Below are 20,009 nucleotides of genomic sequence, written 5' to 3' on the forward strand. Positions count from 1 at the left end.
TCCCAAACTATTTGCTCGCAGCGGCGTACTCCCAGGTATGACGGAAGCGTACGTAATCGGTGCCGGACAGACGCCGTTCGGTGCCTTCGCCGACGAGAGTTATCGGTCGCTGTTCCAGCGAGCGTACGAGTCGGCGCTCGAAAGTACGGACGGAACGATCGACTCCGACGACGTCGACGAAGCCGTGATCGGCACGCTCGGCGTCGGCGGCCGCCAGCTCGGCCTCTCCGGGCCCGCGGTCACCGAGCACGTCGGTCTGGATGGAGTGCCCTGCACCCGCGTCGAGAACGCCTGTGCGGCCGGCGGTTACGCCGTTCGACAGGCCGTTCAGGCGGTCCGAAGCGGGATGGCCGACCTCGTCGTCGCCGGCGGCTTCGAGGTGATGACCGACATGAGCGGCGACCTCACGAAGTACTGGCTGGGCGTCAGCGGCGAGACCGAGTGGGAGCGCCTGACCGGAACCACCTTCGCCGGCGTCTACGCCCAGATGGCCAGCGCCTACATGGACCGCTACGACGTCGACACCGAACCGTTCTCGCGGGTCGCCGTAAAGAATCACGCCAACGGCGCGAAAAATCCGAACGCCCACCTGGGCTTTACCTGCTCGCTCGAGGACGCGGAGGGTGGGGCCCCCGTTGCGGATCCGCTGAACCTCTATCACTGCTGTCCGACCTCGGACGGTGCCGCGGTCGCTCTCGTCGCCAGCGAGGCGTTCCTCGAGGACTACGACGGCGACCGGATCCGCGTCGCCGGCGTCGGGGCGTCGTCGGACCCGGTCGGACTCGCGGACCGCGACACGTACACGGCGATCCCCGCGAGCGAGCGCGCGGCGGAGGCGGCCTACGAGATGGCCGACGTCGGCCCGGCGGAGATCGACTTCGCGGAGGTCCACGACTGCTTCGCCATCGCGGAGGTGCTCGCCTACGAGGACCTCGGACTCTGCGAGCGCGGCGAAGCGCCCACGCTGCTCGAGAACGGGACGACAGACCTCGACGGCGACCTCCCGGTCAACCCCTCGGGCGGCCTCAAATCCAAGGGCCATCCCATCGGCGCGACCGGCACCGGCCAGGTCGCCGAGGTGTTCAAACAGCTCACCGGCAACGCGGGGGAGAGACAGCTCGACGATCCCCGGCGCGGGCTGACCCACAACGTGGGTGGAAGCGGCGGCGCTGCCGTCGTTCACGTCTTCGAACGGGAGGTGGCGGAATGACGGACCGTTCCATCGCGGGCGTCGGCGCGTACGCTCCGGCCGACCGCATCTCCGCCGAGGAGTTCACGGAGGCGCTCGGGACGTTCGGCGGAACGGGCATCCGGCAGAAGGCGGTCCCCGGCGTCGACGAGGACTCGCTGACGATGGCTGCCGAGGCTGCGACGATCGCCCTCGAGACGACGGCGGTCGACGCCGGCGACGTGGACGGCCTCCTCCTCGCCACCACGACGCCGCCGATGGACGAAGAGGACCCGACGCCGAGGCTCGCGAGCATGCTCGGACTCGACCGAAGCGTCGAGACGGAACTCCAGACGGGGAGTACCCTCGCCGGCGTCGACGCGCTGACGAGCGCCCTCGAGCGGACGGACGACACCGCCACGCTGGTCGTCGCGAGCGACGCGCCGCGTGGTGCGCCCGACAGCGCGATCGAACACGCCGCGGGTGCGGGCGCCGTTGCGCTCGTCCTCGCCGCCGACGGCTCGGCGCCGGTCGTCGACCGGGCGACTGCCTCCGAGCCGTACCCCGGAACCCGGTTCCGCCCGCACGGCTCCGGCGAGACGACGAGTCTGGACGCGACCGCCTACGAGCGGTCGTCGTTCTCCGAGACGCTGGGGGACGCCGCGGACGGCGTCGACGTCGACGGGATCGACGCCGCCGCGGTCCAGGCCCCGAACGGAAAACTGCCCTACCGGGCCGCCGGAGCGCTCGGCGTCGAGACGGACGACATCCAGCGCTGTGCGACCGTCCACGACCTCGGCGACGTCGGCGCGGCGAGCGCGCTGCTCTCGTTCGCCGCCGCCGTCGACGACGGCGCGGAGCGGGTCCTGATCGCCGGCTACGGCAGCGGCGCGTCAGCCACGGCGCTCGTCGTCGAGAACGACGGCGTCGAGACGACCCTCGAGACGGATGCGGACGGCGACGACCTGTCGTACGCCCGCTACCTGCGCCGGCGCGGCGAACTCACGAGCGGCGAACCCGACGGCGGCGGCGCGTACGTCAGCGTCCCGACCTGGAAGCGCTCGATTCCGCAGCGCCACCGGCTCGAGGCGGGCGTCTGTCCCGACTGCGGGGTGCTGTCGTTCCCGCCCGACGGCGCGTGTGACGGCTGCGGCGGTCTCGTCGAGTACGAGCCGATCCGCCTGCCCGGAACGGGGACGGTCGAGGCGGTGACGACGATCCAGCAGGGCGGCGCGCCACCGGAGTTCGTCGAACAGCAGGCCCGAGACGGCGCGTTCCAGAGCGCCGTCGTCGCGTTCGACGGCCCGGGCGGCGAGACGGTGAGCGTTCCCGCACAGGTGATCGGCTCGGTCGAGGTCGGCGACCACGTCGAGGCGACGATCCGGCGCATCTACGAACAGGAGGACGTCATCCGGTACGGCTTCAAAGTGCGGCCGCGGTAACGGCAGCCAGACCGGGCCGTTCGACCTTCTTCGACCTCGGTCCGCTCGATGATAACCTCTTTATCGACCGCTCACAGAGACGAAGGTATGAACGTCACCGTACTCGGTGCCGGAACGATGGGACACGGTATCGCACAGGTTTCAGCGATGGGTGGCCACGACGTCACCATCCGGGACATCGACGAGTCGCTCGTCGAGGACGGCGTGAGCGCGATCGAGGACAACCTCGAGGGCGGCGTCGCCCGAGACAAGGTGAGCCGCGAGAAAGCCGACGAAACCCTCGAGCGGATCAGCGGGACGACCGACCTCGCCGAGGCCGTCACGGGAGCCGACCTCGTCATCGAGGCGATCCCCGAGCGGATGGAGCTCAAGGTCGACACCCTCGAGACGGTCGAGGAGAACGTGGTCGCGGACGCGGTCATCGCGTCGAACACCTCCTCGCTGTCGGTCACGGAAATCGCGAGCGCCGCCGACCACCCAGAGCGGGTGATCGGCCTGCACTTTTTCAACCCGGTTCACATCATGACGCTGGTCGAGATCGTCGTCGCCGAGCAGACGAGCGACGAGACCGTCGCGTTCGCCCACGAGTTCACCGAGGGGATCGAGAAAGTTCCCGTCGAGGTGACCGACACGCCCGGCTTCGCCTCCTCGCGACTCGGCGTCGCCCTCGGCGTCGAGGCGATCCGGATGGTCGAGGAGGGCGTCGCCTCGCCGCGGGACATCGACACCACGATGGAACTCGGTTACAACCACCCGATGGGCCCGCTCGAGCTGACCGACGTGGTCGGACTGGACGTCAGACTCGAGATCCTCGAGTACCTTCGGGAGGAACTCGGCGAGCGGTTCAAACCGCCGCAGACGCTCAAGCGGAAGGTGCGCGCAGGTAACCTCGGCAAGAAATCCGGCGAGGGATTCTACGTCTGGGAGGACGGCGAGATCGTCGACGACGCCGTGGAGGGTGACCGATGAGCGCCGACCTCGAGTCCGTCGACGACGAGTTCGAGACGGTCCACGTCGACGTCGGCGACCGCGTCGAGCACGTCGCGACGGTCACGATCGATCGACCCGATGCCCGCAACGCGCTCAACGCAACCGTCCGCTCGGAGCTCAAAGCGACCATGCGCGCGATCGAGGACAGCGACGTCCGCGTCGTCGTACTGACGGGAGCCGACGAGGCCAAGGCGTTCGTCGCCGGCGCGGACGTCTCCGAACTGCGCGAGCGAAACGCGATCGAACAGCGCGAGGTCAGCAAACGGCCCCGCGTCTACGAACTGGTTGCCGATCTCCCGCAGCCGGTGATCGGCCGGCTCAACGGCCACGCTCTCGGCGGCGGCTGCGAACTCGCACAGGCGTGTGACGTCCGGATCGCCCACGAACGCGCGAAGCTGGGCCAGCCCGAGATCAACCTCGGACTCATCCCCGGCGGGGGCGGCACGCAACGGCTCCCCCGGCTCGTCGGCGAGGGCCAGGCGCTGCGGTTGATCCTCTCCGGCGAACTGATCGACGCCGGCGAGGCGGCCGACATCGGCCTCGTCGACGAGGTTTGCGACGACGACGAGGAACTCGACGACCGCGTCTACGACCTTGCCGAGGCGATGGCCACCAAGAGCCCGATCGCCCTCGAGTTCGCGAAGAAGGCCGTCACGGCGAGCGCGACGATGCCCCTCGAGTCCGGCATCGAGTACGAGGCGGAGCTGTTCTCGCAGCTGTTCGCCACCGAGGACAAAAACGAGGGGATCGACGCGTTCTTCGAGGACAGAGAACCCGAGTGGGAGGGGAGGTAGGACGCGAGCGATCGGAACGCGCTCGACGGAGTCGCCGACGGAACGGGACCGCGTTCGGCCGCGCGATCAGGCGCACTGATCCCGCTTTCCGGGCGGGAGCTTCGATTCCTCGGCGATCGATTTCTCGAGCGAGAGCGCCATCTCGACCTCGCCGGCCTTCGAGTCCGTCACCTCGAACTCGACGTTCTTGTACACGGTGATCGCCCGACGGTTCTCCCGGGCGACGTCGAGCGTGAGGGCGTCGTAGCCGCGGTCCGAGGCGTAAGCGATCACGTGTTTCATCAGCTCCGAGCCGATACCGCGGTTCTGGTAGCCGGGCGCGACGAAGATCACGAACTGCGGCTCGTCGGAGTCCGTCGGCGTCACGCCGACGTGTCCGACCACGCGGTCGTCGTGTTTCGCGACCAGATTCCACCCCCGTCGGTAGAGCCGCTGGATCCACTCTTCGACTTTGTTCCTGGTTAGCGGCGGAATGCCCATCGTCTGTTCCTGTGCGCCCATCTCGTCGTACATCTTCACGAGCGGGTAGTAGTCGTCCTCGCGCGCCGGCTCGACGAGCATCGGCTCGCCCTCCCCGTCGACGAATCTGGGACAGCGGGGCGGACAGAACGGCGTTCCTGTGCAGTCGCCGTTGTCCCAGCGGTCGCACGCGACGGATTCGTTCGATTCCATGACAGATACCTGGCTCATGAGTCACATAACGGTTCTCCCGAATACCATCGGCTGGGAATTCTCGATGCCTGGAGGTTCGTGGCGGCGCTACCGGAACTCGGGATCCCGTTTCTCGAGGAACGCGGCGACGCCCTCATCGTGGGCGTCGGTGCCGTAAGCGAGCGACTGCAACAGCGCCTCGTACTCGAGGCCCTCGTCGAGCGATCGGTGGACGTTCCCGTGAAAGCCCCGCTTGGTCAGCGCGAGCGTCTCCGTCGGCCTGTTTCCGAGCGTCGCCAGCAGCGAGTCGACCTCGTCTTCGAGGTCGTCGGGACCGACGGCCCTGTTGATCAGATCCAGCCGTTCGGCCTCCTCGGCGTCGAAGATCCGTCCGGTCATCGCGAGCTCCTTGGCCGTCCGGAGGCCGACGAGTCGCGGGAGGATCACCGTGCCGCCGCTGTCGGGGATCAACCCCACGTTGACGAACACCTCGCCGAAGCGAGCCTCGCGACTCGCGATGGCGAAGTCGCAGGCGGCGACGAGGTTCGTCCCGGCCCCGATGGCGTCGCCGTTGACCTTCGCGACGACCGGAACCGGTGCGTTCAGGATCGTCTCGATCACCGCGTTCATCGTCTCTGACATCCGCTCGTAGGACTCGCGGGGCGTCTCGTCGCGTTCGTCCATCGCCTCGACGTCCCCGCCCGCGCTGAAGGCGTCTCCCTCGCCCGTGAGCACGATCGCTCGCACGTCGGCGGCGACGGCGTCCTCGATGGCCTCGGCGGTCTCGATCGCGGCGTCGGGCGTAAGCGCGTTCTTCGACTCCGGGCGATCCAACGTCAGCGTCCGGACTCGACCGTCCGTCGTTGCTCGTACCATTACGCCGTCGTTCGTCCGGGTCCGGAATAAAGATACCCAAGCGGTTCGCCGGAGACGGCCGGACCGTCGTTGTCCTCCTCATACGGATTACTGTCACGATGTGCCGGTGCGCCCGCCGCCCGGGTCGCAGGTGCGCCGGAACTGACGGACAGTAAACCGTATCAATCGTCCGATGCGACCGCCCGCGTCCCGAACGCCTCGAGCACGTCGTCGGCCGTCGCCAGCGTTCCGACGCTCGTCCCTATGATCGTACAGACCGTCTCGTGAATCTCCTGGGCGCTGCGTTCGCCGAATCCCTGGTCGGGGTAGTCGAACGTCCCGGTCAGGTCCGCGAGGAAGACGACGCGGTAATCCCGGAACTGCGCCTCCCGGGCGGTCATCGCACAGCAGTTTTCGGTGGTGACGCCGGTGATGACCACGTTCTCGATGCCGGAGTTTCGGAGAATGATGTCCAGGTCCGTCCCGTAGAAGCCGCTGTAGCGGTGTTTCTTGATCAGGATGTCATCGTCCTGCGGGGCGATCTGGTCGTAGATCTCGACGCCCTCCGTCTCGTCGACGAGCCCCGCGCGCTGTTCGATCGGCGCCCAGATGTCGGCCATCGTCCCCATGTCGCAGCCGGACTCCCGGTGGACGTGCGTCGTGTAGATGATCTGCGAGCCGGCGTCGCGACAGCCCTCGAGGAACGCCTCGAGTTCGTCGGCGAACGCCCGTCCCATCGGCGTCTCGAGCGGAGCGCCTTCCGCGACGAAGTCGTTTTCCATGTCGACGACGATCACGGCGGTCTCTTCGGGATCGATCTCGAGGTCGGCCTCGACGTCATCGAGTGACATATGTTGTCGTACCTCATCGAGGTCCATAGCTGTTTCGTCGCGGTCACGAACTCGTCGTTCCATCACGTCGTCCGGTCGTCCCGCTACTGCGCTGGGTCCGAATCCCGAACCCGAACCATTCCCGTATCGACGAACGAGACGACGTCCTCGCCGCGCTGGTTCTCGGCGGTCACCTCGAGTCGGAAGATCCCCCGGCTCGGATCGCCCTCGGAGCGTCGCTTCTCGAGGATCTCCATCCGAACGGTGAGCACGTCGTCCGGTCTCACCGGGTTGTGCCACCGCAGGTCGTCGATCCCGAGGCCGGCGACGACCGCCAGGTTCGACTTGAACTGATCCGTGACGAGCCGGTTCGCCGCGGCGAACGTGTGGAAGCCGCTCGCGATCACGCCCCCGTGACTGGACTGACTCGCCACCTCGTCGTCGGTGTGGATCGGGAGCGGATCGTACCGCTCGGCGAACTCGACGATCTCCGCCTTCGACATCTCGTAGGTTCCCAGCTCGGCCTCGTAGCCGACCTCGACGTCCTCGAAGTACACGACCATACGCGACACAGTGCGAGACTCGAGATAAATCATTTGTCTCGCCTTCGTCGGATTCGTCTCGCGCGTTCGCAGAACGTGCGCGAACCCGTTCCTCCGCAGAACTCCGTGTTACGACCGGTCGACTCGTTGCCCGCTGACCCGCTCGAGGACGGCCGCGGGATCGTCCGGACACCGGTCGCCCCACCATGCGACGTGCTGGTCCGGCCGCACGAGCACAAGCGGTTTCTTGTACTCGTGTGCCACCTCGTCGGCGTCGACGTCGACCACCTCGAGCGGGACGCCAGCCCGCTCTGCGCCCGCGATGAAGGGCGCGACGTCGACGTTCCGGTCGAATCGGACGAGCGTGAGGTCGCTGCCGAGCAGGTCGTAGATCGACCTGCCGTCGTTCAGCCAGGCGTGGGGAAGCCGCGAGCCGGGATAGCTCGTCGGGTAGTACTCCACGGTCCCCGACTTCGGCGGCGGCGTCTCGCCGTCGAGTACGATCGGCGAGTCGTCGTACCGGTAGCCGAGGACGAGTCCGAGGCTGTGGAACTCGAGTTTCTTCTTCTCGTAGATCTCCTGGCCGATTTTCTCGTAGGCGTCCTCGTCGACGTTGTCGTCGTCATCGAGTTCGTCGGAAATCAGGTCGGCCGGCGACGACTGCATGTTCTCCGTGGAGACGTCGATGACGTCCGCGTGGACGTCGCGACGCTCGGCCTCGTACGTCTCGAGCAGCTCGGATCCGCCCCACCCGTTCAGCACCGCCGCGACCTTCCAGCCGACGTCGACCGCGTCGCCGACGCCGGTGTTGTAGCCGTGGCCGCCCCAGGGCGGGTTGAGGTGAGCCGCGTCGCCGACGAGAAACACCCGTCCGTTACGGGATTCGTCCACGAGCAGCATTCTGGCCGACCAGGGGTCGGTCGTGAGCACCTTCGCGTCGACTTCGTCGCCGACCATCTTCGTGATGATCTCCCGCGGGTCGACGGCGTTCGGATCGTCGACGCCGACGGCGATCAGCCACCACTTGTCCTCGAGGTCCAGCCGGCCCATGAAGCCCTGGATCTCGCTGTTCAGCGTCCAGTAGTGAACCGCCGGCCCGAGGTGGTGGCGCTCGGCGAGGTCGGGAGCGCGGAACACGACGCCGAGGTTGTTGCGCGGGTTGACGTCGCCCTCGAACGAGGAGCCGATCTGCTCGCGGACGGTGCTCCGGGCACCGTCGCAGCCCAGCAAGTAGTTCGCGCTGATCTCGCGGCGGTCCCCCTCGGAGATGGTCTGTCGCTCGATACAGCTTTCGACCGTCGCGCGAACGCCGTCTTCGTCCTGCTCGAGGGACTCGACGCGCCACCCCGTCTCGAGCGTCACTGACGGCATCTCGCGGACGGACTCCCGGAGCGTGTCTTCGACGAGGTACTGCGGAATCTGTTGGGCGGTTTCGGCGTACTGTTCGGACTCTTTCTGTCCGAAGACGTTGTCGAACCGGGCGAGCTCGTCGCCGAACAGACTGGTGCAAAAGACCACCTCCCGTGACCAGTCGACGGGAAGGTTCGCCGCCTCGCGGATGTCGTCTGCGACCCCCCATCGCCGGAAGTGTTCCATCGACCGCACGTTCGTCAGCTTCGCTCGCGGATTGGTGTGGCTGACGTACGTTCGCGGTTCGACGATCAGGGTATCGATTCCGTGTTCGTTGAGTTCGGCGGCCGCCGAGAGCCCGGTCGGGCCGCCGCCGGCGATCAGCACCTGCGTCTCCGTTTGTGGCTCGCTCACACGTTACACCTATACCGTGATTCCGGACAGAACTACTTATACGCACCGTCTCTTCCGCTTGCAGAGTGGCGGTCGTTGCGCTCGAGCGGTTACAGAGCCGGCGAGAGCCGTCTCGAACGTTGTTCGCCCGAAAACCCGGTCGGCCGCCCCCTCACCGCTCGGTTCGAAGCGCGACGGTCGATCCCGTCTACTCGGTCGTTTCCCGGAGATTACAGCAGCGCCCGAATGTTGGCGCTCGAGATCGCCTCGTGAGCGTCCTCGTCCTCGACGGTTTCGACGACGTCGACGGCCTGTTTCATGAACCGACGGCCGCCCTCGGGACCGAACGGGTAGTCCGTCGCGAAGACGACGCCGTCGTCGCCGAAGAAGCTCCGACCGCACTCGAACGGCGCGAGCTCGCCGCCGATCACGGTATCACCGTAGAAGTTCTGGAACTGCTCACGAACGGTCGTCGAGAACTCCGGTGCCTCGAACTCCGGGTACATGTCCGGGTTGTTCACGCGGGCCTCGAAGAACGTCGTGATGCGTCCGATGAAAAACGGAACCATCCCGCCGAGGTGGTGAACGATGACGTCGAGGTCCGGGTTCTCCTCGAACGCGCCGCCGAACACCATCCGCATCATCGCGGCCGTCGTGTCGAACGGCCAGCCGATCGTCCGGTGGACCTCGTACTCCGAGAGCCAGTCGTACCACTCGTGGAGCTGCGGGTGGAGCCACACCGGCGCGCCCGCGTTCGCCGCCGTCTCGTACAGCGCCATGTGCCCCGGCGAGTCGACGGGTCGGCCGTCGACGTTCGAGAAGATCTGGACGCCGCGCATGTCGAGGTCGCCGAGACAGCGCTCGAGTTCCTCCACGTACGCGTCGGTCGTAAACGGGATCGTCGCCGTGGGGACGAACCGATCCGGGTGCTCGTCCGCGATCTCCCTGACGAGGTCGTTCGCGAGTCGCGTCAGCGGGAGCGCGTCCTCGGGGTCGATCCCCCGCCAGATCGGCGGATTCGCGAGCGAGAGAACCTGCTTGTCGATGCCGTGGTCGTCCATGTCCTCGAGTCGCCGGTCGACGTTCCAGATCGGCTCGAAGTAGAGGTTGTGAAGCGCGGGCGTCGAGTGAACCTCGCTCATCTCCTCGTAAAACTCCGGCGGCGTAATGTGTGCGAACGCGTCGATGCGCTGAACCATGTCCTGGTATCACTTCCCATATTTATAACGATTGTGTCTTTCGGCCGGTCGCCGTCGGTGCTCGAGCCCGTGTCGACGTTTCGGTAGATTTCGTCGTTCGTCATCCGGTCTCGAGAGACGGTCGCGGAAGGAGGCCGGTCGGACCGGCCGATCAGTCGCCGTCCCCGCCCGTGTAGATGCCGTCCGGATCGAGGTCGTTTCTGATCAGGTCGATCTCGTCGTCGGTCGGCGTCCGCGTTTCGCCAAGGTCCGCGGAGAACTGAACGTCCCAGCCGGTCGCGTTCCGGACGTCCGTCTTCGAGACGTTCGGGTGGAGGGAGGCGACGATCATCTCGCCGTCGTCGTCGAAGCGCATGACGGCCTTGTCGGTGATGACGGCCTCGGGACCGCCCCGAAGTCCCAGCGACTCGCGATTTTCCCGACCGCCGACGTAGCCCGGACTCGTCACGAAGTCGACCTCCGCGGGGAACCGGCGCTCGCTGTGTGGGGCGATGATGATCGTCCGATCGGTGTTGCTCGCGATCTCGCAGGCACCGCCGCTGCCGGGGAGCCGAACCGCGGGGTCGTCGTACTCCCCGATGACCGTCGAGTTGATGTTCCCCCAGCGGTCGATCTGAGCGCCGCCGAGGAAGCCGACGTCGATGCGGCCGGCCTGCAGGTAGTAGCCGAACCCCTTGGTCATCGGAACGACGCTCCGTGCGTTCGTTGCGAGGACCGGATCGCCGATCGAAAGCGGCAACCGCGAGGGATCGGATCCGATGGTCCCCGACTCGTAGATCATCTCGAGGTCCGGCGCGTGCGTCCGTTTCGCCAGGTTGCAGGCGAGGTTAGGGACGCCGACGCCCACGAGCGTCGTGTCGCCGTTTTCGAGTTCCTGTGCGGCCCGCGAGATCATCAGTTCGGTGTCGGTGTACGCCCTCATTTAGTAGTCCCCCATGTCGATCGGCACGGAGAGGTTACTTCTCGGCTGCAGATCGAGCAGCCGCCTCGTTCCGAGCTTCTCGAGGTACTCCGCGCGACCGTCGACGCCGTGGACCCACTCCGCGAGCCACTCCTGGGTCGACTCGTGCGTCTCGCTGATCTCGTCCCACTCGAGGTAGGCGTCGTTGTCCCGGTCGTAGTACCCCTGGGCGTACGACGGGTGCGAGCCGTACGGTTCCTCGACGACGCAGTCGACGACGGTGCCCGGAATGTGGGTCCTGTTGGGGTCGCTTCGGATCACCGATCGGTCGACGATCTCCTCGACGCACAACACGACCGTGTCGGCTGCGAACGCCGCCTCCACGATCTCGCCGGTGATCCCCCACAGGTGGGCGTTTCCGTCCTCGTCCGCTCGCTGGGCTCGGACGATCGCGACGTCGGGTTTCAACGGCGGGACGACCGCAATCTCGTCGATCCCGTCGTCGTAGGGGTTCTCGACGAACCGAATGGCGTCGTTGTGCTCAGGATAGTCCGAGCCGACGTAGCTCCGGAGCGGAACGAACGGAAGGTCCTTCGCCCCCGCCTCGAGGCGCGAGACGAGCCCGAAGTGGGAGTACTCCTCGAGGTCGACCTCGTTCGGCTCGCCGTCTTCGACCGCGCGGCGGAACGCCCGGAGACTTCCGACGCCCGGATTCCCCGCGTACGAGAACGTCACCGCGCTCGCACAGCCCGCTGCGATCAGCTGATCGTAGATCAGATCGGGAGTCGCCCGAATCAGGTTTAGCCCCTCGTACCCCTGTCGAATGATCTCGTGGCCGGCCGCGAACGGAATCAGGTGAGTGAACCCGCCGAGGTAGATGCGCTGTCCGTCCTCGACCGTCCGCGAGATCGCCTCGCTCATCTCGAGGACGTCCGTCATCGGTGCGGTCCCTCCGCGAACGCCCGCCCGGTGGGACCGTTCGCTCGTCCGCTGGACCGAATCACTCGTTCGCCGATTTTCATGGGGTTTGGTACCGATCCAACGGTGATAAATCCAGCCCCTCTTTCGTCGTCGGCCACGGAAGCAGTTCCGTCCGCGTCCGACGACGGTCGCGACGACCCCGTCACACCAGTTCGATTCGGCCGACGCTCGAGGGCACCGTTCCGACCGTCTCGTACTCCCCGTCGTGATCGCGACGCAGTATCCGCCCGTCGACGTCCAGGCGCGGATCCGGGATGTCGAACAGCCCGCCCCCACAGAGGACGGTGCCGTCGTCGTCGACCACCCAGTCCTCGATCACTTCGTTCGGCTCGCCCGGATAGGAGACGCGTTCGAACGTGCGCCCGAAGTTCGTCGACTCGAACAGCGCCGCCTCGTGGTCGTCGTTCTCCCAGGCCGGCGGCGCGCCGTTCGCGCCGCTGAAAAACACCGTTCCGTCGTGGGTAAACGCCCGCCGGATGTAGGAGTACTCGTTGCCCGGATCCAGGCGCTTCCAGGTCTTTCCGGCGTCGGTCGTCCGGTACAGCCCGCCCCAGCCCGTCGCGTGGCCGAGCCCGGTCTGGAGACCGACGTGCTCGAGCTCGAGGTCGAAGTAACCGGTCGCCGCCAGCCAGCAGTCCGCGGTCAACGGCAGGACGTGGTGGACGTCGTCTTCGATGTTCTCCCTGCGGTCGATCCACGTCTCGCCGCCGTCTTCGCTGACGTGGACGCCGCCGACCTCGATGCTGACGATGAGCCGATTACGAGTGTTCGGAGCCGACTCGATGTTTCGGATCCGCGCTCGCTTTGGGTCCTCCGGCGACTCCCAGTGCGGTCGCGAGGGCAGATCCTGGAACCCGCGCAGTTCGTGCCAGGTCTCTCCGTCGTCGAACGAGCGGTAGAGTGCCGGCAAGTTCGTCCCCGCGTACAGCGCGCCGTCGGCGGTCGCCTGCAGCGAGAAGACGACGCTATCTCCCTCGAACCAGTATCGGCCGCCCTTCGGCACGTCGAGTTCGTCCCACGTCCGGCCGCCGTCGCGCGACCGGAACGCTCCGGCCGTCGAGCAGACGAAGACGCCCTCGGCGTGGGTCAGGTCCTCGACCTGTGTCACCCGCCCGCAGTCGAGGACCCGCTCAGCGTCCCCGTTTTCGAACGGGAGGCGTTCTGCGCGATACAATCCGTCGTCCGTGCCCATCAAAAGCGCCATCGGCTTGTAGAAGGGACAGAATCCATATATAGTTAGTCCTCTTTCCCTTCCCGCTCGCGGTGAGTGTCTCGCAATCGAGGTTCGGGCGACGATCGTGCGCGCGTTTCATCCACCGTGCCCACCCGTTCGGAACGTCCGCGAATCGAACGCAATTCCGTTCGGCTCGAGGCGTTCGGTTCACTCGCCACCGACGAGCGCGTCAATCCGTCCGCCTTCGTTCGATGCCCGTAGAGGTGCATTTATTACAGTTGAGAAACTCGATACTGGTAGAATGAAACACGCCATCGGCCCGCTGTTGCGAATCGACGTCGAGAACAGGACCGCCACGGAGGAATCGATAGACGACGTCCTTCGGGAGTTCATCGGTGGCCGGGGCGTCGGGACGAAACTCGCCCACGACAACATCCCCTTCGACGCCGAGCCGTTCGGACCCGAAAACCGCGTCTACCTCACGACCGGCCCGCTGCAGATGTCCCAGATGAGTTTCACGGGACGGATGAGCATGACCACGCTCTCGCCGCTGACCAACGGCATCTGCTCGTCGAACGCGGGCGGCTTCCTCTCGCGAAACTTCACCGGGACCGGCTACAGCGCGGTCGAGATCGTCGGTTCGAGCGACGAGCTGGTCGCCGTCCACGTCACGGACGACGGCGTGGAGTTCGAAGACGTCTCCTCGCTCAAAGGAGCGACGGTTCCCGAGGTGTCCGAGCACATGGCCGACGAGCACGACCTCGAACCGGACAACCTGGTCTCGATCGGACCCGCCGGCGAGAACCTGGTTCGGTTCGCGAGCGCGATGACGTTCGACTCGCGGGCGTTCGGCCGCGGCGGCCACGGCGCGGTTCTCGGCTCGAAGAACGTCAAGTGTCTCTCGTTCCGCGGCGACAGCACGCCATCGGTCGAACTCGACGGCGACGTGGAGATGAGCGTCCACAGGGACGCCGCCACCTCGGACGATATGAAACGCCGTCAGGGGACGACGGCGGGCACGGTCTTCATCAACGAGAACTACTCCGTGCCGACGCGGTACTTCTCGGAGATGGGCTTCGAGAACATCGACGGCATCAGCGGCGACCGCGTCGAGGAGAAAAAGTACAAGAAGGGAAGCTGTTCGGTCTGTGCGTTCGCCTGCAAGCTGCCGACCCGGGACGAGGAGACCGGCCTCGAGACGGAAGGTCCCGAGTTCGAGACGGTGTTCTCGTTCGGCGCGAACTGCGGCGTCGACGACATCGTCGCGGTGATGAAGTCGAACGAACTCTGTGACACGCTCGGCATGGACACGATCTCGGCCGGAAACGCCGTCGCGGCCTACCTCGCGAGCGAGGACGAGTTCGGGAACGCCGACCTCGTTCACGAGCTGACCGAGAAGATCGCCCACCGGGAGGGAATCGGCGACACGCTCGCCGAAGGCGTCGCCCGCGCCCACGACGACCTCGGCGTCGAGGACTGGTCCGTCAAGGGGTTGGACTTCGCCGCACACGACGGCCGAACGCTCTGGGGGCAGGGGCTGAGTTACGCCGTCTCGAACCGGGGCGCTGACCACCTCTACACGTCGACGCTGGTTCTCGAGTACGGCGACCTCGAGAACGAGACGCTCGAGGGGAAACCCGAACTCGTCATCGAGCGCGAGAACCACCGCGCGTTCGAGGACTCCGCGATCATCTGTCGTTTCTCCGGTCGACACGTCGACGAGTCCGTCTACGAAGGGCTGCTCGACGCCGACTACGACGACCTGCTTTCGGTCGGCAACCGAATCGTCGAACTGGAGCGCCACTTCCACAACCAGCGCGGCGTCACCCGCGAGGACGACACGCTGCCGTACGACCTCGACGGCTTCGAAGACGCACTCGACGAGTACTACGAACGGCGGGGCTGGAACGACGACGGCACCGTGCCGGAGTCCGAGTTCGCAGACGAAGCCCGCGTCTCGTAGCCAGAATTAGCGCTCAGGATTTCGTTCGAACCGGCTCGTTCGCGCCGCCGCTGATCGGCGGGGAAATCCGGATCGTATCGCCACCCTCGATCGGCGTCTCGAGACCCTCGAGCTGGCCGACGTGGGACTTGTTCTTCGTAATCGCGAGCCGGTCCGCGAGTTCGCCGTCCTCGTAGAGGTGCGACTCGAGGTCGGGGTGACGTTCGACGAGTTCCTCGAGGACGCCACCCACCGTCGGCTCCGACGGGACGGGACACGTGATACTGCGCGTCCCGACGACGTCGTGAAACGGCCCGAACACCCTGACTTCCACGTTCATAGCGGTAGTTTCCCGCATCGGGACAAAAACGTTGTCGGGTCGTCGTGATCGTCACGCGGTCGGACCGTCGCCGTCGGGTCGGATCGACGTCCGGTGTGCTAGCGAGCTAGCGAGTTTCCCCGCTCGTCGGCGTCGACGAGCGCGGACCGATCGACGTCCGCGATCGAGTCGTGGCCGGAGAGTCCGAGGACGCTGTCCAGTTCCGCGAGGACGTTGTGGGTCACCTCGTAGACGCCGCGCTCTCCCGCGAGCGTCAGCCCGTAGACGTACGGGCGGCCGATGAACGCGGCGTCCGCGCCGAGTGCGACCGCTTTGAAGACGTCCGCGCCGCCGCGGACGCCGCTGTCGAACAGCACCGGAACCGCGCCGTCGACGGCGTCGACGACGTCCGTCAGTGCGGTGAGCGCCGCGATCGAGCCGTCGATCTGTCGACCGCCGTGATTGGAGACGACGACCCCGTCCATCCCGTGTTCGACGGCCAGTCGCGCGTCGTCGGGGTGGACGACCCCCTTGAGATAGATCGGAAGATCGGTCGCCGCCGTCAGGAACGCGAGATCGTCCCACGTCATGGACTCGTCTCGAGGGAGTTGATCGCTCGTCGCGTCGGTTCCTTCGTCGTCCGAATCGGAGTTCACGTTGGCGAGCGTGCTCTCGTACAGTCGATCGTTGGTGCTGGCGGCGGTTTCGGGCGCCCATCGGGGCACCTGGAAGTCGACAGTCAGCAGGATGCCGGCGTATCCCGCACGCTCGGCTCGCCGGACGAGTTCGGTCGTCTCCTCCCGATCCGGCGTACAGTACAGCTGAAAGAGAAGCGTCGCGTCGTCGCGTTCGTCCGCGATGGCCTCGATGGTGTGAGCCGAAGCGGTGCTCACTGCGAACGGCACGTCGGCGTCGGCTGCGCCCCGGACGGTGGCCAGCTCGCCATCCTCGTGGTACTTCGTCTGTCCGCCGACGGGGGCGAGCATCAGCGGATACGGGAACGTCTCGCCGAACAGTTCGACGCTCAGCGTTCGATCCGAGACGTCTCGGAGGACTCGCGGAACGATTCGGAAGCGGTCGAACGCAGCTCGATTCGCGGACGCCGTCTCTCCCGCGCCGGCGCTCGCGGTCACGTACGCCTCCGCGTCCGGGGACAGTCGCTCGAGCGCCGCCCGTTCCAGTTCGTCGAAGGCGAGCGGCACGGCCCGTCGTTCGGTTTCGATCTCCCGTTTTCGACGATATAGAGGTGAATCCGTCATGAATTTCGGTTCGGCGGAACGCGCTCACCGACAGTACGTCTCGAACGCGGTGACGGTCGCGTTCGAACGATGCGTTAGCTCGTCACGTACACTTCGCCGTCCTCGACGACGACTTCGAACTTCTCGAGGCAGATGCTGTCGTCGCCCAGGTGGATTCCCGTCTCGATCTCGAACTCCCACCCGTGCCACGGACAGGCGACGACCAGGTTGTCGGAGATGCGCTCTTCCTTTCGCTTTCCGGGCTCCGGAATCTCGGCGACGATTTCGCCGCCGATGCGGCCGGAGCAGGCGGGACCGCCCTGGTGGGGACACTCGTTCTCGAGCGCGTAGAATTCGTCGTCGACGCAGAAGACGCCCACGGACGTTCCGTCGACGCTGGTGAGCGTGCGGTCGCCGTGTTCGAACTCGTCGACCGAGCCGACGTGGGTTCGGCTCATATGCCGAACACCTCCTCGGCCGTCCCCGAGAGAATCCGCTGTTTCTCGCTTTCGTCGAGGAACGGTCGCTCGGTGATGACCGACGGTCTGTCGTAGTCCCAGTGTGGGTAGTCGGAGGCGTACATGAGCCGGTCGGGACCGCCGATCATCTCGATGATCTGCTCGAGGTACTCCTCTTTCTCGGGCAGTTCCATCGGCTGAATGCCGTAGTAGAACTCCTTCATGTACTCGCTCGGGCGCTTTTCGAGCAGCGGTGCTTCGGACTGGCGTTTCAGGTACTCGGCGTCGAGGCGGTGCATCACGGTCGGGACGTAGAACAGCCCCGACTCCTGGAAGGCGATCTTGAGGTCGGGGAACTTCTCGGGAACGCCCTGGATCACGACGCTGACGATCTGGGAGGCGTTGTTGTAGAGGAAGCCGAGCGTGTGGGTTTCGATGAACTTCTCGTAGCCTTTCTGGTGGAACTCGTCGAGACCGCCGCCGCCGGTGTGAAAGTTGATCGCGATGTCCTTTTTCTCCGCGATCTCGTAGATCGGATCGTACTTGCGGTTCCCCATCGGGGGCTCCGCGCCGCCCGTGATCATACACGCACCACAGATTCCTCGTTCGTCGCCGTACTCGTCGAGGAGTTCGACCGCGTACTCCGGATCCTGCCACGGAACGGGGATCATCGTGTAAACGCCCTCGTCGGGGTCGACGACCTGGTCGAGCATGTACTCGGTGTACGTCTTCGCGAGCACGTTCGCCCGCTCGTCGTCGGCTTTGAGCCGGGCGAACGTGAGCATCTTCTGCGAGAGGAGAACGCAGTTGTCCAGGCCCAGATGCGCCATGATCCGCGGCACGTCGTCGGCAGTCATCTCCTCGCCGGGATACGACACCTCGTCTCGTTGAATCCGCCCGTACAGGTTGCGCGAGCCGGTGCTCGAGGGGAAGATGTTGACCGGCACGCTGCCGACGTCCTCCCTGCTGTCTTTTCCGTCGCCGCCGAATCGTCCCTTCCAGGGGTTGTCGTCCTCGAGATACTCCGACAACCTACTTAGATCCTCCAAGTAGTGCGCGTCCGCGTCGGTAACGGTAAACGATGCCATGATAGTGACTAACTCCGTTATCGTATAAATTATTCGGAAACCGGCATGGGATGCGTCCGATACCGGGACCGACGGCAGGTAACTCGGGCAGGGAGACGGTACGCGGCTACTTTCGGCGGGCGGTCTCGTCTCGCTGCCTTGCGGCGGTTCGATCGGTTCTCTGTCGTCGGGTCGGGCCGCGGATTCGCCACCTGGTGTCAACGTTTATCTATCTGTAACCGGTTATTCGGGACCATGTCGTCACCAGTAGCCGACGAAACGGGGCCGTTCATCGACGGCGCATATCGTAGTGGAGCCGACCTCTTCGACGTCGAAGATCCGTCCACCGAGGAGACCATCGCGAGCGTCGCAATCGCCGACGGAGACGACGTCGATCACGCGATCGAGGCCGCTCGAGACGCACAGCGAGAGTGGGCCCGACTCGACGCGTCGGAACGCGGGCGCGTTCTCCGGCAGGTCGGCGACCGGCTTCGGGATCGGATCGACGAACTCGCGGAGATCGAGACGCGCGAGATGGGGCGACCGATCGGCCAGTCGACGGGAATCGTGACGGACGGGATCGGCTACTTCGAGTATTACGCCGGTCTCTGCGACAAGATTCAGGGTGAGACGATCCCGGTCGACGGTAATCGACTGGACTACACCCGGCGAGAGCCCCTCGGCGTGAGCGCACAGATCATCCCGTGGAACGCGGCCGTGATGCTCGGCATTCGGGGAATCGTTCCGGCGCTCGCGGCCGGGAACGCCGTCGTCGCGAAACCCTCCTCCGAGGCACCGCTGTCGGTGCTCAAATTCGCGGAGCTGGCGACCGAAGCGGGGCTCCCGGACGGGTTGTTCAACGTCGTCCCCGGCCCCGGCTCGCAAACGGGTGCGACGCTCACCGAAGACCCGCGAATCAACGAGATAACCTTCACCGGCTCGGTCACGGGCGGGACGATGGTCGGAAAGGCCGCGGTGGAGAACGTCGTCCCCGTCTCGCTCGAGCTGGGTGGAAAGAGCCCGAGCATCGTCTTCGAGGACGCGGACCTCGAGAGCGCGATCGAGGACACCCTGAAGGTGTTTTTCAACAGCGGTCAGGTCTGTTTCGCGACGACGCGCGTCTTCGTTCACGAGGAGGTCTACGACGAGTTCACGTCCCGGCTCGCAGAGGCGACCGAGTCGATGTCGATCGGTCCCGGAATCGACGGCCACGACATCGGTCCGGTGATCTCAGAGGACGCGCTCGAGGACATCGAGCGATACGTCGACGGCGCGGTCGACGGCGGCGCTCGCGCGCTGACAGGCGGATCGGTCGTCGACCGCGACGGCCACTACTTCGAGCCGACGATCGTGGCCGACGCGGACGACGACGCGCCGATCTCGTGCGACGAGGTGTTCGGCCCCGTCATCACCGTCTACGAGTTCTCCGACGAGGCGGAGGTCGTCCATCGCGCGAACGACACCGAGTACGGCCTCTATTCCGCGGTGTGGACGAACACGCTCGACCGCGCACACCGCGTCGCGAACGAACTCGAGGCGGGAACCGTCGCGATCAACGAGTTCCCGGCGACGTTCCCGCAGGCGCCGTTCGGCGGCTACAAAAAGAGCGGTCTCGGCCGGGAGAAGGGGATGCAGGCGATCGACCACTACACCCAGCTGAAAAACGTCGTCGTCTCGCTCGGCCAGTCTGCGGGGACGGTCTTCGACAAGTAGCC

The 20,009-nt window shown here is 66.0% G+C and carries 19 protein-coding genes; 6 read left to right on the forward strand and 13 right to left on the reverse strand.

Features of this window, described 5'->3' with window-relative positions; genetic code table 11:
* The first annotated feature begins 37 nt into the window (after positions 1 to 37).
* The 4 genes from EA472_RS03305 to EA472_RS03320 all read left to right on the forward strand — a co-directional run bounded on the left by EA472_RS03305 (position 38) and on the right by EA472_RS03320 (position 4,394).
* Entirely contained in the window at positions 38 to 1,210 is a 1,173-nt protein-coding gene (locus tag EA472_RS03305) for a thiolase domain-containing protein (RefSeq protein WP_124190088.1), read from the forward strand.
* Positions 1,207 to 2,610 (forward strand): zinc ribbon domain-containing protein, encoded by a 1,404-nt coding sequence (locus EA472_RS03310; protein ID WP_124190089.1) that lies wholly within the window; start codon positions 1,207 to 1,209, stop codon positions 2,608 to 2,610. Before EA472_RS03305 ends, EA472_RS03310 begins: the two co-directional genes overlap by 4 nt.
* An 87-nt stretch (positions 2,611 to 2,697) precedes the next feature.
* Entirely contained in the window at positions 2,698 to 3,579 is an 882-nt protein-coding gene (locus EA472_RS03315) for a 3-hydroxyacyl-CoA dehydrogenase family protein (protein WP_124190090.1), read from the forward strand.
* Positions 3,576 to 4,394 (forward strand): enoyl-CoA hydratase/isomerase family protein, encoded by an 819-nt coding sequence (locus EA472_RS03320; protein ID WP_124190091.1) that lies wholly within the window; start codon positions 3,576 to 3,578, stop codon positions 4,392 to 4,394. Before EA472_RS03315 ends, EA472_RS03320 begins: the two co-directional genes overlap by 4 nt.
* A 66-nt stretch (positions 4,395 to 4,460) precedes the next feature.
* Here EA472_RS03320 and EA472_RS03325 read toward each other — a convergent pair whose 3' ends face one another.
* The 9 genes from EA472_RS03325 to EA472_RS03365 form a co-directional block, all read right to left on the reverse strand.
* Positions 4,461 to 5,066, reverse strand: coding sequence for a GNAT family N-acetyltransferase (locus EA472_RS03325; RefSeq protein WP_124190092.1), 606 nt, complete (start codon positions 5,064 to 5,066; stop codon positions 4,461 to 4,463).
* An 87-nt stretch (positions 5,067 to 5,153) separates the two neighbouring features.
* Positions 5,154 to 5,921: an enoyl-CoA hydratase/isomerase family protein gene (locus EA472_RS03330; RefSeq protein WP_124190093.1), complete on the reverse strand. Its 768-nt coding sequence runs from the start codon at positions 5,919 to 5,921 to the stop codon at positions 5,154 to 5,156.
* Positions 5,922 to 6,082: 161 nt separating this feature from the next.
* A complete protein-coding gene (locus tag EA472_RS03335) occupies positions 6,083 to 6,751 on the reverse strand; it encodes a cysteine hydrolase family protein (RefSeq protein ID WP_165874806.1) in 669 nt (222 codons plus the stop codon).
* 83 nt (positions 6,752 to 6,834) lie between these two features.
* Entirely contained in the window at positions 6,835 to 7,293 is a 459-nt protein-coding gene (locus EA472_RS03340; protein ID WP_165874807.1) for a MaoC family dehydratase, read from the reverse strand.
* Between the two features lie 108 nt (positions 7,294 to 7,401).
* Positions 7,402 to 9,036 carry an FAD-dependent monooxygenase gene (locus EA472_RS03345; RefSeq protein ID WP_124190096.1) on the reverse strand — a complete coding sequence of 545 codons (1,635 nt, stop codon included), beginning with the start codon at positions 9,034 to 9,036 and terminating at the stop codon, positions 7,402 to 7,404.
* Positions 9,037 to 9,245: 209 nt separating this feature from the next.
* Positions 9,246 to 10,214 (reverse strand): amidohydrolase family protein, encoded by a 969-nt coding sequence (locus EA472_RS03350; protein ID WP_124190097.1) that lies wholly within the window; start codon positions 10,212 to 10,214, stop codon positions 9,246 to 9,248.
* Between the two features lie 151 nt (positions 10,215 to 10,365).
* Positions 10,366 to 11,136 (reverse strand): CoA-transferase subunit beta, encoded by a 771-nt coding sequence (locus EA472_RS03355; protein ID WP_124190098.1) that lies wholly within the window; start codon positions 11,134 to 11,136, stop codon positions 10,366 to 10,368.
* Positions 11,137 to 12,054 carry a CoA transferase subunit A gene (locus EA472_RS03360; RefSeq protein ID WP_243637766.1) on the reverse strand — a complete coding sequence of 306 codons (918 nt, stop codon included), beginning with the start codon at positions 12,052 to 12,054 and terminating at the stop codon, positions 11,137 to 11,139.
* A 184-nt stretch (positions 12,055 to 12,238) separates the two neighbouring features.
* The gene (locus EA472_RS03365) at positions 12,239 to 13,300 is read right to left on the reverse strand and encodes a WD40/YVTN/BNR-like repeat-containing protein (RefSeq protein ID WP_124190099.1); all 1,062 of its coding nucleotides are present in this window, start codon (positions 13,298 to 13,300) and stop codon (positions 12,239 to 12,241) included.
* A gap of 271 nt (positions 13,301 to 13,571) precedes the next feature.
* On the opposite strand from EA472_RS03365, the gene EA472_RS03370 reads away from it, so the two are divergent.
* The gene (locus tag EA472_RS03370) at positions 13,572 to 15,233 is read left to right on the forward strand and encodes an aldehyde ferredoxin oxidoreductase family protein (RefSeq protein ID WP_124190100.1); all 1,662 of its coding nucleotides are present in this window, start codon (positions 13,572 to 13,574) and stop codon (positions 15,231 to 15,233) included.
* A gap of 13 nt (positions 15,234 to 15,246) precedes the next feature.
* Here the strand turns inward: EA472_RS03370 and EA472_RS03375 are convergent, their stop codons facing one another.
* The 4 genes from EA472_RS03375 to EA472_RS03390 form a co-directional block, all read right to left on the reverse strand.
* Positions 15,247 to 15,552 carry a ubiquitin-like small modifier protein 1 gene (locus tag EA472_RS03375; RefSeq protein ID WP_165874808.1) on the reverse strand — a complete coding sequence of 102 codons (306 nt, stop codon included), beginning with the start codon at positions 15,550 to 15,552 and terminating at the stop codon, positions 15,247 to 15,249.
* A gap of 98 nt (positions 15,553 to 15,650) precedes the next feature.
* Positions 15,651 to 16,790: an alpha-hydroxy-acid oxidizing protein gene (locus EA472_RS03380; RefSeq protein ID WP_124190102.1), complete on the reverse strand. Its 1,140-nt coding sequence runs from the start codon at positions 16,788 to 16,790 to the stop codon at positions 15,651 to 15,653.
* Between the two features lie 74 nt (positions 16,791 to 16,864).
* Positions 16,865 to 17,227, reverse strand: coding sequence for a Rieske (2Fe-2S) protein (locus EA472_RS03385; RefSeq protein WP_124190103.1), 363 nt, complete (start codon positions 17,225 to 17,227; stop codon positions 16,865 to 16,867).
* Positions 17,224 to 18,315 (reverse strand): amidohydrolase family protein, encoded by a 1,092-nt coding sequence (locus tag EA472_RS03390; RefSeq protein WP_124190104.1) that lies wholly within the window; start codon positions 18,313 to 18,315, stop codon positions 17,224 to 17,226. The genes EA472_RS03385 and EA472_RS03390 overlap by 4 nt, the downstream gene beginning before the upstream one ends.
* Before the next feature lie 234 nt (positions 18,316 to 18,549).
* On the opposite strand from EA472_RS03390, the gene EA472_RS03395 reads away from it, so the two are divergent.
* A complete protein-coding gene (locus tag EA472_RS03395; RefSeq protein ID WP_124190105.1) occupies positions 18,550 to 20,007 on the forward strand; it encodes an aldehyde dehydrogenase family protein in 1,458 nt (485 codons plus the stop codon).
* Positions 20,008 to 20,009 lie beyond the last annotated feature (2 nt).

Origin of the sequence: Natrarchaeobius oligotrophus, assembly GCF_003841465.1 — an archaeon.
In the GTDB taxonomy this organism is placed as follows: domain Archaea; phylum Halobacteriota; class Halobacteria; order Halobacteriales; family Natrialbaceae; genus Natrarchaeobius; species Natrarchaeobius oligotrophus.